This is a genomic window from Fervidobacterium gondwanense DSM 13020, assembly GCF_900143265.1.
Classification (GTDB): domain Bacteria; phylum Thermotogota; class Thermotogae; order Thermotogales; family Fervidobacteriaceae; genus Fervidobacterium; species Fervidobacterium gondwanense.
Genome location: NZ_FRDJ01000002.1, coordinates 84,619 through 98,189, shown reverse-complemented (window position 1 = coordinate 98,189; position 13,571 = coordinate 84,619). Strand labels below are relative to the sequence as shown.

Here is a 13,571-nt window from a genome sequence, read left to right as displayed (position 1 = left end):
AGAGAGTGTCCACACTTTCAACAGAAGGTCAAAAGGCAATATTGTCCATAACAAACGTTATTGAACAAACAAAACAAAAAGCAAATACGACGTTTGAAACAGTTGAAAAACTCAGCGAAAGTGCGAAGAACATAGGCGAGATAGTAGATACGATAAACTCTATCGCCGAACAGACAAACTTGTTGGCACTAAATGCTGCAATAGAAGCAGCAAGGGCAGGAGAAGCTGGTAGAGGCTTTGCTGTTGTTGCGGATGAAATTAGGAAACTTGCAGAAGAGAGTAAACAAGCGACACAGAATATTGCGAACATTCTGAGGGGAATAGTCGATGAAAGCATGAAAGCAAGTGACGCAACAAAAGAAACTGTTGAGATCGTAAACCAGGCAGCAGCGCAATCTACATTAATTAAAACGCAATTTGAACAGATATTGCAGAGCATCGTCAAAATGTCGCAAATGACGGAGAACTTAGCAGCGAGCGCGCAACAGCAGAGTGCAGCAGCTGAAGAAATGAGCAGTGCGATGGACAGCGCAAGTAAGTCCATGGTAAGTGTTGTTGAGCAAATGAACGAAGTAACAACGGCTATTAAACAGCAATCTGATGCAATAGCTAACGTTGCAAAAACAGCAGAAAACTTGGACGATATTGCAGAAAAGTTGGTAGAAACAATAAGGAAATTCAAGATTTAGCAAGTATTTGTTATAAGAAAGCCCCTGAAATGGGGGCTTTCTTTATAAAATTAAACTATTTTATCTATGCTTCTGAAACCTTCTCCAAGTACGTATCTTGCTTCGTTTACTATAACAAACGCATCAGGGTCAATCTGCTTGATAGCATGCAGAACTTCTCCAAGCTCTCTACGCCTTAATGCAACATATAGAACATCCAAATCCCTTCCTGAATAAGCGCCTCGGGCTTTCAGTATAGTTGCCCCTCGTTCCATCTTATTCAATATATAGTCCTTTATTGAGTCGACTTTGCCTGAAATGATAGTCATAGTTACTGCAAGTTCTAAACCTTTTAATATGAAGTCTATCGTTATGCCGTTTATTATGATAGCAAGTAGTGCATACATCGCTATACGCGGGTTAAATGCGAAGCCTGCTAAGATACCGATTGAGAAGTCAATCATGAGTAGTGTCGTTCCTATCGGGGTATGAAAATACTTTGACAATATTTTGGCTACAATGTCTGTTCCGCCGGTCGATGAGTTGTTTGCAAATGCGATGGCCATACCTACTGAGGCTAATACATTGCCAAAAAATACGGCAAGCATCAGGTCGTCTCCTGTATAGCGAGGTATTTTGAGTATTCTATCAAATAAGTCTATAAAGAAATTCAGTGCGAATGTTGAATATATTGTTTTGAAACTGAAGTCCTTTCCTACAAGTGTAAATCCAAGAATGAACAAGACGATGTTAATAATATACATCCAAACACCAATAGGTATAGCACTTAACAAACGATGGAGTATCATAGCCATACCACTTGCCCCACCAGCTGCTATGTTGTTCGGAATAAAGAATATCACAAGCCCGAGTGCTGTAAGTAAGACTCCAATCGTCGATAAAACGTATTCTTTAATCTGTTCTTTTAGATCCATAATTTTAGAAACCTCCTTTCTTTTCTTAAAAATTCTCTCTATTGTATTCTTTGCATAAAATTCATCCGCATGGTATCATTATACCAGAAGGGGTGAAGTATGTGCATATCAAGTTACAGGATGTTTCTGTTAATTACTCAGGCAAGAAGGTTTTGAAAGGTATAACGACGACATTCGAAACAGGTAATATAGTCATGATAATAGGTAGAAACGGCTCCGGGAAATCGACCCTTTTGAAAGTTCTCGCCGGGTTAATTGATTTTGCAGGACAGATAATTATTCCGGGAAAATATTCAGATATATCTGAATTGACAGGGTACGTTTTTCAGAATCCGGAAACTCAAATTGTAGGTAGCACGGTATTTGAAGATGTTATTTTTGGTCTGGAGAATATCGGGCTCAGTAAAACAGAAATGGAAACTCGAGCGAAGTATGTCTTAGATTTACTTGAGCTTTCAGAGCTTAAATTCTTTGATCCATATTACCTTTCAGGTGGACAAAAACAAAGACTCGCTATTGCCTCAGTCTTAGCACTCAATCCTGAGTTTTTATTGCTCGATGAGGTAACCGCCATGCTCGACAAAAACGGTAAAAGAGAGGTTTTGAACGCCGTGCTTAAGTTGAAGGAGACAAATAAAGGCGTGCTCGTTGCAACTCATGAAATTAATTTGTTTCTACCTTACGTAGATAGATGTATTTATATAGAGGATGGAAAGATAGCCTTTGACGGTAATCCGCACGATGGTGCGGAGCTTTACAGAAAAGCAGCCACAGAAAAGTTTAAGAAAATGCAAGTTTAATCAATACAGTTGGGGAGGTGCACTTTCATGGAAGTTCTGACTTTTTCAAAAGGTCCCAAAGCTGTCGGTCCTTATTCATCAGCTGTTAGAGTTGGAAATTTGATCTTCTTTTCGGGCATATTGCCGATCAATCCAGAAAACGGCGAATTAGTTAATGAAAGCATAGAAAAAGCAGCTGAGCAGATTTTGAAGAATCTATCAGCCATGCTTTCCGAAATTGGTCTTACGTTGAAAAACGTCGTCAAGACAACCATATTTACAACTCGCTTGGACGAGTTTTCGAAAATCAACGAAGTCTATCAGAAATACTTTGAAGCTCAAACTTCAGTTTTCCCAGCGAGAAGCACTGTCGGTGTTGCAAGCCTTCCGAAAGGCGCACTGGTTGAGATGGAATTCATTGTTGAAATTGTCTAAGAAATTTTTATTTGGTTTCTCTTTTTTCTTTTACGTTCTTGAATAGTTCAATGCGATTTTTTATCAAATCATCAACATTGGTACTCGAAAAGAGTACCATTTTTTCGTAAGCTACCTTTAACGATTCAATCTCGTCACTTTTATTTCCGAGTGCTATTTTGACTTTATCATAAAAAGCTTTTTCGTTGGAATATTCAACAATATATATCACTGCTATTGCAACGATAATCACAACAGAGATTGAAATTGGATAATTCTTAATTGCAGGGAGCGCAAATCCAAGAAATACGCCCGCGGTACCGATTAATGTGAGGTAAGTCTTGTTACGAATCATGGCTCTGTTAAATAAGAACCTGCGTAAATCTTTAAGCATCTCCTTTCCAACAGGAGTATAAATATACCTCGATGGTAAAAGAAGAAGTGTCAATACAACAACTGCGTATGGATTTTTTATAAGAAAACCTATCCCTACCATCGTTAGTATAAGGATTAGTCTTGATAGAAGTAAACTTGAAACCCAATTATTCAAAAGAATTCCTGTCAAAAAGACAATCGTTCCAAAGAAAGTTTCCATGCTCCGCATTCCTCCCCTAATCAGATATAAATATGACAGTGCTATGCGGTTGAGCTGTATAATATCCCTTCACTAAGTATGGAGTTTCCAAGAAATCATCCGGATAATCTCTAGATGTGTCTACGATTAAGTACCAATCTTCGCCTTGAAGTGGCGGAAGTACAAAGTTCAAAGGTTCTTTCCATTGATTCAAGATAACGTATATATTGTTATCTATCCTTAAACCCTTAACTGGATCTGATCCAGATATCATAAAAGCTATCGAATGAGAATGATAACACATGTCTGGTTCAAAAGGATTAATGCCATGCCAAGTTATATCCGTTATGAGATTGCCAAATTTATCGTATTTTTCGTAAAAACACTCTCTCTTTAAGGCAGGATGTGACTTTCTAAAGCGAATCATCTTTTTAACAAACTCAAACAAATCTTTGTGTTTCTCTTTCAATGTCCAATCAACCCACGTTGTTTCATCATCAATACAGTAAGCATTGTTATTCCCATTTTGTGTTCTGAAAAATTCATCACCCATCAAAATCATTGGAGTTCCATGAGAAAGCATAAGTATGGCAAAAAAGTTCTTTACCTGCTGTTTTCGTATTTTCACGATTTTTTCATTATCTGTGTCACCTTCAACTCCGTAATTATAACTAAAGTTTTCATCTGTACCATCTCTATTTCCTTCGCCATTTGCTTCGTTATGTTTCTTATTGTAAGATAACAGGTCTCTCATGGTGAATCCATCGTGGCATGTTATGAAATTTATGCTTGCATGCGGTTTTCTATTTGCGTAGAGGTCGGGACTACCAGATATTCTAAGCATCAACTCTTCAATTACTCCATTATCGCCTCTGACAAACTTTCTAACGCAATCTCGATATTTTCCATTCCATTCAGCCCATCCTTCTGGAAAGAGTCCTAAGTGATAACCACCTGCAGCATCCCAACCTTCAGCAATCAATTTCAATTTTCCAACAATTGGGTCTTCGGCTATGTCTTTCAAAAGCGATAAATCACCTATCCACCTACCGTCTGGCGTCCTACCAAGCACAGATGCCAAATCAAATCTGAAACCATCAACGTGCATTTCGGTCGCCCAGTATCTCAGGCTGTCAATTATCATCTCTTTGACAACAGGATGATTACAATTCAAGGTATTGCCACACCCTGAATAATTTAAGTAGTACCTTTTATTCTTCGGATCAAGCATATAATATATCTCGTTGTCTATTCCTCTAAAGCAAAGCGTAGGTCCCTTTTCTCCACCTTCTCCTGTGTGGTTGTACACAACATCCAAAATAACTTCAAAGCCATTCTTGTGAAGCATCTTTACAAAGTCTTTGAATAGAAACACCTGTTCACCGAGCTTCAGCCCAACTGAGTAATTTCCGGTGACTGCAAAGAAGTTCAATGGGTTGTATCCCCAAACGTCTTTAAGCTGCTCTCCAGTAACTGGATTCACATTGGGATTTGAGTTAAGATTGAATTCAAAAATTGGCATAAGTTCAATTGTAGTAACGCCGAGCTCTTTTAAATGGTCAAGCTTTTCAATTATTCCAAGGAATGTGCCCGGAAATTTCACGTTTGAAGTCGGGCTTATAGTGAAAAGTCTAACGTGCATCTCGTATATTATAGTTTCGTTCCACGGTATGTGTAGTTGCCTGTCGTCTTCCCAGTCATACTTTGAATCATCAATTACGATTGACCTTATCATGCTTTTTGAAGAATCAATTGTAGAGAATGATAAGTCTCCCATCGGAGAATTTCTCTCGTACCCATAAACAGCATCATCGTTCCAGTCAAAAAATGTTGTTACTGCCTTTGCGTATGGATCTATGAGCAATTTGTTAACATTAAATCGCTTACCATTTAGTGGATCATAAGTTCCATCTACACGCCAACCATAATATTGGCCATGTCCAATGCCGTAGACGTATATGTGCCAAATGTCTCCGGTTTTATTTTTTATGGGATCAAGTTCAAAAGAATGCGATGGTATCGAATCATAGTAATTTTGGTAAAGTTCCAAGATAACTCGAGTGGCATTTCTAGAAAATATTGCAAAGTTAACCCCTGTTTCATCAGGTGTTGCACCTAATCTTGGATAACCTCTCTTCGTTTTTAGTACAACGTCAGGTCCGGGGTTCTTATACTGAAGTGGATAATCAGCCACTTATTTCACCACCGTTCCTAACTTCTCCAATCTGCGGAATTTCGAGTATTTTGTTCAATATTCTCTTGATCTCTTCTTTGGACCTATCTTTCATAAATAACTTCTCAAGTAAGTCTAATGCTTTCAATACGAGAATGTTTATTTCATTTACAGTTTCAGTTAACGCCCCGCTCTCCAAAATCAGACTCTGTATGAGTTCGATCTCTTCCTGAGTTTTTTCCTTTTTGGAAATGATATCAAACAAAGTCATTTTTTTCTCGCTTGAGAGCTTTTCGGAAGTTTTCTTTATCAGTATGGTAGCCTTACCCTCAACAATATCGTTAACACTCTTTTTGTCCCCACCAAATGTACCAATTATGTCATCTCGATACTGAAAAGCAATCCCAACGAGTTTGCCTATTTCTGTGAGCGTTTTTATTTCTTTTTCATCATTCTGGCCACTAAGATAGTAACCGAAAAGCATTGGATGTATAAACGTGTAGTACGCGGTTTTTAACAAGCTGATCTTTGCCGGGATATCGTCTGTTAATATTGTCTCATCCAATCGTCCAGTGTATAATATATCAAGCAGCTGACCGTAACCTGTTTTTACATAACAATCCGAGAAGAGTCTCAATACTTTTCTGAAGGTTCGACTTTCAATGTTTAGTTCAGATAACACGCCAAGAAGATAAAACGATATTATATCTCCAACAATTATTGCAAGGTCTTTACCGAGCTTTTCGTTCTCAAATTTGGATTCGTATATCTTGTGTAACGTTAGTTCCCCTCTTCTTAAAAGTGATTCATCGATAACGTCATCATGCACGAGTAAAAAGGCATGCATGATTTCAATTATTGCTGCTAACTTCAGAGCATTATTTTCAGCATCGTTATCCGAGTACCCCTTGTATGTTAACACAAGCAAAAAAGGTCTGATCCTCTTTCCAGGCCTTAGTACAAAATGTGAAAACTCAACGATCACATCTTTCAGTTCTCCTGGTGTATCTTCAAATAACCCATTAAGGATTCTTTGTATTTCCTGTTCTACGGCCTTCTGTATTTCAAGAGCTTCTTCTCGCATTCTATTTTGCCTCCATTAACCAGTTAGTTTGCAAATAAAATTATACCACACCTGTTTGAAATAGTCTAAAACTGGCAAATGTGGTATAATAAAATATATTGGAAAAGTAGTGAATCAGGAGGTGCATTATTTTTTGGATGTCACATTCAATGAAATTTCTAATGCTGCTGAAAATCTGAGAAAAAGAATCGAGAATGGTAAATCGTATGGTCTTGTAGTTGTGAATAAATCATTCGCCAGGACTTTGTTGAGATCAATAATCGATTTTTCAAAGATTTCTGACGTACTCATCATTGAGCCTGAAACTAATATCGGTATCGATGAAATAAGAAATGCCATAAATTTTTTAGAATTTACTCCTCAGGGTGATTCAAAATTTGTCATTATTTATGATGCTGACAAATTAACGCAGGAAGCAGCAAACGCTTTCTTAAAGACATTGGAAGAACCACCAGCTTATGCTGTCTTGATTCTTGTAACAACAAGGTGGAACTCTCTACTTCCAACGATAAGGAGCAGATTGCAGAAATTGTATGTCAAATTAGAAATCAGCTCTGAATTAAACGATTTTCAAAGATTTATAGCTTACTGGAACTACGATATGCTCAGAGAATTGGTGGGAGGAAACTACGACGTTCTTTCAGAAGATGAACTATTTGAATCTAAAACAGAAGATCTGTCAGATTTAACGATCTTCATGTCATTAAAAGAAATGTTCAAAAAGAATATCTCAGCGGATTTAAGAACCTTTAGTAAATTTCTTTTACGCCTTTCTAAGAAAAATGATGTCCGATTTCTGAAAATAACAGCAAAAGCGGTTATGTGGACTGCCTTCAAAGATGAAAGATTAACACTGAAAGAAAAGATTAGACTTGCACAAGTTTGTGATAGTGTGCTTAAAGCAAAAGTTTTTAACTTTAATTACCAGCTTACGTACTATACTTTATTACTTAACTTAAGAGGTGATAATCTGTGAGTTTACAAGCAACAGTCTATGGTGTTGAATTAATGCCAATGGGTAAGATTATCTATTACTTAGATAATGGTGAGAAAATGACCTATGGAGACTACGCAATTGTTCTCAGTGAGTTTGGAACTGATTACGGCAAAGTTCTTTTGGGGCCGAAAGATATAAGCATAGATGATGTAGACTACGAACTGAAGTCGGTTTTAAGAAAAGCAACGGTAGAAGATTTAGATATAATTCGCGAAAATGAGGAAATTGCAAAAAGAGCACGTGAAGTAACTATTGAACTTGTGAAGAAGCACGAATTGCCCATGAAAGTTCTGCAATCAAAATATATATTCGACAGGAGCAAGTTGGTAATATATTTTAGTTCAAAAACACGTGTGGATTTTAGAGAATTAGTAAAAGATATCGCAAAGGAATTCAAAACACGCATCGAACTTAGGCAAGTTGGTGCAAGAGATGAGATGAAATTCATTAAAGGATTGGGATTATGTGGTAAAAAGAGTTGTTGCTCTTATTTCTTAAGAGAGTTCGACAGTGTTACGCTAAAACATGCAAAACAACAACAGATGATGATTAATACTTCAAAAATAACTGGTCCGTGCGGAAGATTGCTGTGCTGTCTTACTTATGAACACGAATATTACATAGAAGCGCTCAAAAACATACCAGATGAAGGTTCAACGATATACTATGACGGTAAGATCGCTAAAGTAATAACTGTAAACGTCTTCCTCTCAAAAGTAACATTACAAACAGAAGATGGCGAGATGGTCGCACTCCCATTTACATACTTTAAGGAGGGAGAAAATGCGGGAAATTGGAAGGTTATTGATAGTGGTAGGAGTAGTAACTATTACGATGGGCTTGATGATATTGCTGATATCGAAGATGAGTGATTTGAAATGGTTGCCAGGAGATATTGTTATTAGGAAAAAGAATTTTGTGTTTATCTTTCCAATCACAACGATGATCATTTTAAGCGTAGCTTTAACGATTATATTGAATATAATTAGCAAATTTTTTAAATAAGAATGCCGAATGGTAGAGGGGGAAAGGGAAATGTACATTGGACTCGACCAGGGAACTACAAGCACAAGAGCTATACTTTTTGATAAAGACTTTGGGATAATTCACGAAGCGAGAAGAGAATTTAAACAGATATATCCGAAAGAAGGATGGGTTGAGCATAACCCTGATGATATTTGGCAAACAGTTGTGGAGGTTCTTGAAGAGTGTAAAAGAGTTGCAGATTCAAAAGGAGAAAAGATTGAAGTCATTGGCATAACAAACCAGCGAGAAACGGTTGTTGCATGGGATGCTGAAAGTAAAAGAACACTTTACAATGCGATAGTTTGGCAGTGCAGAAGAACAGCAGAGCGTTCAAGCTATTTAAGAAAGGAATACGGAACCGAAATCAAAAGAAGAACAGGTTTAGTTGTTGATCCATATTTTTCAGCAACGAAGATGGAGTGGCTCATCGAAAATGTGCCAGATGTAAAAGAAGCGTACAATAAAGGAACCTTAAGATTTGGAACAATTGATACTTTTCTTGCTTGGAAGCTTACAGGTAAACATGTAACAGATTATTCAAATGCATCAAGAACTATGCTTTTCAATATAAAAACCTTAGACTGGGACGATGAACTTCTTTCGCTATTTAATATACGAAGAGAATTTTTGCCGCAGGTAGTTGATACTGCACAGTTAATAGGCTATACAGAAGATGGTATACCAGTAGCTTCGTTAGTTGGTGACCAGCAGGCAGCACTTTTTGGGCAAACTGCTTTTCAAAAGGGAGATATTAAATGTACGCTCGGCACTGGTAGTTTCATATTGATGAACACTGGTAGTGACCTAATAACATCTGAACACAACCTGTTAACTACAATTGGATGGAAAATAAAAGATGAGCTAACATATGCACTTGAAGGAAGTGTTTTCATAACCGGCACATTGGTCAACTATCTTATTAGAAATCTTGGATTTGCAAAAGATAGTTCCGAATTAACGGAATTAGCCTTACAGGTTGGAAATAACGGAGGTATCTATTTCGTTCCAGCACTTACAGGTATAGGCGCACCGTACTGGGACCCGTACGCAAGGGGTTTGATAATTGGCTTAACACCAGGAACCGATAAGAGGCATATAATATACGCAGCATTTGAAGGTATAGCATTCTCTGTAGGACAACTCGTCATGCTAATGGAGAAGGAGAGTTCTATAAAGGTTAATACTCTCAAAGTAGATGGCGGTGTGTCGAAAAATAATCTTATAATGCAAATACTCTCTGATGTTGTCGGTTCAGTTGTTGAACGTCCAGTGAACAGGGAAACAACAGCCCTGGGTGCGGCAACATTGGCAGCTATGGCTCTTGGAATTGTCGACAAAAAGAAACTTCAAGAGATAAGAAAAATAGACAGAATCTTTACACCAAAACAGTCACGTGAGGAGGAGTTCGGTAAGTGGAAACAGGCTGTGAATCGTGCTTTGAGTTGGGAATCTTGACAGAAAAAGAATTGAAATCATTTGCGCGAACATTTTCCCAATGTCTTGCCGAAGGTGATGTTATAATACTTTCAGGTGAAATAGGCTCAGGAAAGACAACATTTGTAAGAGGACTTGTTACAGGTCTTGGATGCAGTGAAGAGATCGTTACAAGTCCAACTTTTACCTTGATGAACGTATATGCTTGTTCGAAGACGGTATATCACTTAGACGCCTATAGACTCAACGGAATAGAAGACGTTTTCTATGTACTCGAAGGTGAAATAGAAGACAGAAATGGTGTGTTTGTTATAGAATGGGGAAATCTGATAGATTCGTACTTCATAGAGGATGTTATCACTGTATTCTTCGAACATGAAGATGAAAAACACAGAAAGGTAAGACTGCGAGTACCATCAAAGAGGGTTAGCAGGTTCAGGAGGTGCTTAAACTTTGGAGAATATAAAGAACAATAAGAATAAAAGGAAGTTCAGCAGATTGGAGAAAGAAGCGAAAAAGGCCCGCGAAGAGCGAATATCTATTCCAAATACACTCCCAGCAATAGCTATGAGGAGTAACATGGTTATATTCCCAAACACGGTGGTTCCATTTTATGTTGGAAGAGAAATGTCCCTCATGGCTCTTGAAGAGGCTATGGAGAAAACAAATAATCTGGTTTTTGTTGTAAATCAAAAAGATCCTACCGTCGAGAATCCAACTGAAAATGATCTCTACAAGATTGGAACAGTTGTAAGGGTAATTCAAGTTGGTAAGCTTCCAGATGACACGTTCAAGGTTTTAGTAGAAGGTATCACAAGGGCAAGATGGACGAAGAATGTTGGCGAAAAGTTTTTCGTATTCGAACTCGATTTGCTAAGAACTCGATATGGTAAGTCTAAAAGGCTTATAGCTCTTATGCGGATGGTGAAAGAAGAGCTCCACAAATATGTTCAGTATTCAAGAAAAATACCGCCGGAGACGTTAATGCTGTTAGAAGACGTTGATAATCCGGATGTTTTCGCAGATATAGCCGCTTCACTTTGTCCAGGTACTATAGAAGAAAAACAAGAATTGCTTGAGATAGTACATCCCGCAAATAGGCTTGAGAAGATTCTCGATATTTTAGTTAGAGAAACCGAGTTGCTTGAGATAGAACAACAGTTAGACCAGAAAGTCAAGGAAAGAATTGAGAAAACCCAAAGAGAATACTACTTGCGCGAGAAACTTAGAGTTATTCGCGATGAGCTCGGCGGAGAAGAAGATGTCGAAATAAAGGAATTAAAAGCAAAAATAGAGGAAGGTAAATACCCAGATTACGTAAAAGAGAAAGCACAAGCTGAACTGCAAAGACTTGAAAAGATGTCACCATACGCTCCTGAAGCTAACGTCATACGGACTTATCTTGACTGGATTCTCAATCTACCTTGGTACGAGAAGACTGAGGACACATTGGATATAAACCTTGCTGAAAAGGTTTTGGAAGAGGACCACTACGGACTCGAAGAACCGAAAAGAAGAATCCTTGAATACCTTGCGACAAGAAAGCTGTCTGACAAGGCGAAGGCACCTATAATATGTTTCGTTGGACCTCCGGGAGTTGGAAAGACATCGCTCGCAAAATCGATAGCTCGGGCGATGAACAGAAAGTTCGGCAGAATGTCCCTTGGCGGATTGCGAGACGAAGCCGAAATCAGGGGACATCGAAGAACATACGTTGGTGCATTACCAGGAAGAATCATACAGCTAATCAGGAAACTTGGAGTGAGGAATCCCATAATACTTTTAGATGAAATAGACAAAATGGGAATAAGTTTCCAAGGAGATCCAGCATCTGCACTCCTTGAAGTGCTTGATCCCGAACAGAATAAGGACTTTGTTGACCTATACATCGAGTTACCATACGACCTATCCGAAGTACTATTTGTAACAACCGCTAACGTAATATACTCAATACCACCAGCACTGAGAGATCGTATGGAAGTTATTGAAATTTCAAGTTACACGGATGTTGAAAAATTTCATATTGCGAAGAAGCACATAATTCCAAAGATATACGAAGAATTCACAGAAACAGATAAGAAGGTTTTTGAATTCAAAGATGAATCGATAGGGAAAATTATAAATGAATATACAATGGAACCTGGTGTAAGGGAACTTGAAAGACAGCTTAGAAGCGTCATTAGAAGAGCCACATTGGAATACACAAAAGTCGGAAAGAAAGTTGTAATTACTCCCGAAAAAGTATCAGAATATCTTGGACCAAGCAAAGTCAGAGAAGAAGACAGATTAGATGAACCACTTGTAGGTGTTGCAACAGGACTTGCATGGACACCAAACGGTGGAACTACACTCTATGTAGAGAGCACACTTTTACCAGGCAATGGCGGACTGATAATAACCGGACAATTGGGCGATGTTATGAAAGAATCGGTAAGAATTGCTTTAAGTCTTGCCAAAAAGATGTGCGGCGATGAATATGCTGAAAAGTTTTCGAAAAACGATATACATATACACGTGCCAGAAGGCGCAGTACCAAAAGATGGTCCAAGCGCGGGAATTACTATAACAACAGCTCTGGTCTCTATAATCAAGGATATACCCGTTCGAAACGACATAGCAATGACTGGCGAAATAACGCTCAGAGGTCGTATATTACCGGTCGGCGGAATTAAGGAAAAGGTATTGGCGGCTTACAGAAAAGGAATCAATACAGTCATTATGCCTAAGAAGAATGAAGTTGATTTGGAAAAAATACCAAAAGATGTGTGCGAAAAGATGAAGTTTGTGTTCGTCCAAACTATAGATGAGGTACTGGAGGTGGCACTCTGTGACAAATCTAAACAAGAAAAATCCGATGCAATTACAAAAAAGAATAGCGGAAAACGTAGAACTCGCAAAGGTGATAGCAACTCCAAACGATAGATTTCCTGACCCCCTCCTTGGGGAATTCACGTTTGTTGGAAGATCAAATGTTGGAAAATCAAGCTTATTAAATGCGCTCTTAGGAAAAAAAGTTGCTTTTGTTAGTAAAAATCCAGGAAAGACGAAAACAATAAATTATTTTAAGGTTAACGGAAAGTTTTATTTTGTAGACCTTCCCGGATATGGTTACGCAAGGACTTCAAAAAAAGATAGAGAAGAGTGGAGGAAGATTATAGAAAGATACTTTTCAGAAAGAAGTTGGAATATGAAGCTCCTCTTTTCACTTATTGATTCGAGGCACGAATTGATGGAATCCGATGAACAGCTTCTCGAATGGTTACAGATCTTAGGAATTAGTCCAGTTGTGTTGCTGACGAAAACAGATAAACTCTCTTCTAATGAGCTAAACAAGCAAATCTCTTATTTCAAAAGAGTCCTTTCTGAATATGGTGTAGAAAAAATCATTCCTTGTTCATCTTTGAGCAAGGAAGGCATAGAAGATGTATGGAAAGTTATAGTTGAAGCCCTGCAAAACTCGGAAGAGTAATTCTGAATATTTAAAATT

14 protein-coding genes are annotated in these 13,571 nt (G+C 38.0%); 10 read left to right on the top strand and 4 right to left on the bottom strand.

Translation table 11 applies throughout. The features are described from left to right. Positions 1-5: 5 nt before the first annotated feature. Positions 6-689, top strand: coding sequence for a methyl-accepting chemotaxis protein (locus BUA11_RS10455; protein WP_245789462.1), 684 nt, complete (start codon positions 6-8; stop codon positions 687-689). A gap of 50 nt (positions 690-739) precedes the next feature. On the opposite strand, the gene BUA11_RS02615 is transcribed toward BUA11_RS10455, so the two are convergent. Then, positions 740-1,603 (bottom strand): YitT family protein, encoded by an 864-nt coding sequence (locus tag BUA11_RS02615; protein WP_072758054.1) that lies wholly within the window; start codon positions 1,601-1,603, stop codon positions 740-742. A gap of 101 nt (positions 1,604-1,704) precedes the next feature. Between BUA11_RS02615 and BUA11_RS02610 the strand changes: the two genes are divergently transcribed. Next, positions 1,705-2,403 (top strand): energy-coupling factor ABC transporter ATP-binding protein, encoded by a 699-nt coding sequence (locus BUA11_RS02610; protein WP_072758052.1) that lies wholly within the window; start codon positions 1,705-1,707, stop codon positions 2,401-2,403. A gap of 27 nt (positions 2,404-2,430) precedes the next feature. Beyond that, positions 2,431-2,817, top strand: coding sequence for a Rid family detoxifying hydrolase (locus BUA11_RS02605; protein WP_072758051.1), 387 nt, complete (start codon positions 2,431-2,433; stop codon positions 2,815-2,817). A 7-nt stretch (positions 2,818-2,824) separates the two neighbouring features. On the opposite strand, the gene BUA11_RS02600 is transcribed toward BUA11_RS02605, so the two are convergent. The 3 genes from BUA11_RS02600 to BUA11_RS02590 are packed head-to-tail and all read right to left on the bottom strand — an operon-like array spanning position 2,825 to position 6,627. Then, positions 2,825-3,391, bottom strand: a complete 567-nt coding sequence (locus tag BUA11_RS02600) for a hypothetical protein (protein ID WP_072758049.1) — start codon at positions 3,389-3,391, stop codon at positions 2,825-2,827. A 16-nt stretch (positions 3,392-3,407) separates the two neighbouring features. Further along, the gene (gene glgX / locus BUA11_RS02595) at positions 3,408-5,564 is read right to left on the bottom strand and encodes a glycogen debranching protein GlgX (RefSeq protein ID WP_072758047.1); all 2,157 of its coding nucleotides are present in this window, start codon (positions 5,562-5,564) and stop codon (positions 3,408-3,410) included. Then, a complete protein-coding gene (locus BUA11_RS02590; protein WP_072758045.1) occupies positions 5,557-6,627 on the bottom strand; it encodes a polyprenyl synthetase family protein in 1,071 nt (356 codons plus the stop codon). The genes glgX and BUA11_RS02590 overlap by 8 nt, the downstream gene beginning before the upstream one ends. A 133-nt stretch (positions 6,628-6,760) precedes the next feature. Between BUA11_RS02590 and BUA11_RS02585 the strand changes: the two genes are divergently transcribed. The 7 genes from BUA11_RS02585 to yihA are packed head-to-tail and all read left to right on the top strand — an operon-like array spanning position 6,761 to position 13,553. Beyond that, positions 6,761-7,603, top strand: coding sequence for a hypothetical protein (locus BUA11_RS02585; RefSeq protein WP_072758043.1), 843 nt, complete (start codon positions 6,761-6,763; stop codon positions 7,601-7,603). Then, on the top strand, positions 7,600-8,496 hold the full coding sequence (locus tag BUA11_RS02580) for a PSP1 domain-containing protein (RefSeq protein ID WP_072758041.1): 897 nt from the start codon (positions 7,600-7,602) through the stop codon (positions 8,494-8,496). The genes BUA11_RS02585 and BUA11_RS02580 overlap by 4 nt, the downstream gene beginning before the upstream one ends. Further along, entirely contained in the window at positions 8,408-8,629 is a 222-nt protein-coding gene (locus BUA11_RS02575) for a DUF2905 family protein (protein ID WP_072758039.1), read from the top strand. The genes BUA11_RS02580 and BUA11_RS02575 overlap by 89 nt, the downstream gene beginning before the upstream one ends. Before the next feature lie 30 nt (positions 8,630-8,659). Continuing rightward, positions 8,660-10,105 carry a glycerol kinase GlpK gene (gene glpK, locus BUA11_RS02570; RefSeq protein WP_072758037.1) on the top strand — a complete coding sequence of 482 codons (1,446 nt, stop codon included), beginning with the start codon at positions 8,660-8,662 and terminating at the stop codon, positions 10,103-10,105. Beyond that, complete coding sequence (gene tsaE / locus BUA11_RS02565) at positions 10,102-10,560, top strand: tRNA (adenosine(37)-N6)-threonylcarbamoyltransferase complex ATPase subunit type 1 TsaE (protein WP_245789460.1); 459 nt, start codon at positions 10,102-10,104, stop codon at positions 10,558-10,560. Before glpK ends, tsaE begins: the two co-directional genes overlap by 4 nt. Continuing rightward, positions 10,538-13,006, top strand: a complete 2,469-nt coding sequence (gene lon / locus BUA11_RS02560) for an endopeptidase La (RefSeq protein WP_084634322.1) — start codon at positions 10,538-10,540, stop codon at positions 13,004-13,006. The genes tsaE and lon overlap by 23 nt, the downstream gene beginning before the upstream one ends. Beyond that, positions 12,912-13,553, top strand: a complete 642-nt coding sequence (gene yihA / locus BUA11_RS02555) for a ribosome biogenesis GTP-binding protein YihA/YsxC (RefSeq protein WP_339744686.1) — start codon at positions 12,912-12,914, stop codon at positions 13,551-13,553. The genes lon and yihA overlap by 95 nt, the downstream gene beginning before the upstream one ends. Positions 13,554-13,571: the final 18 nt, after the last annotated feature.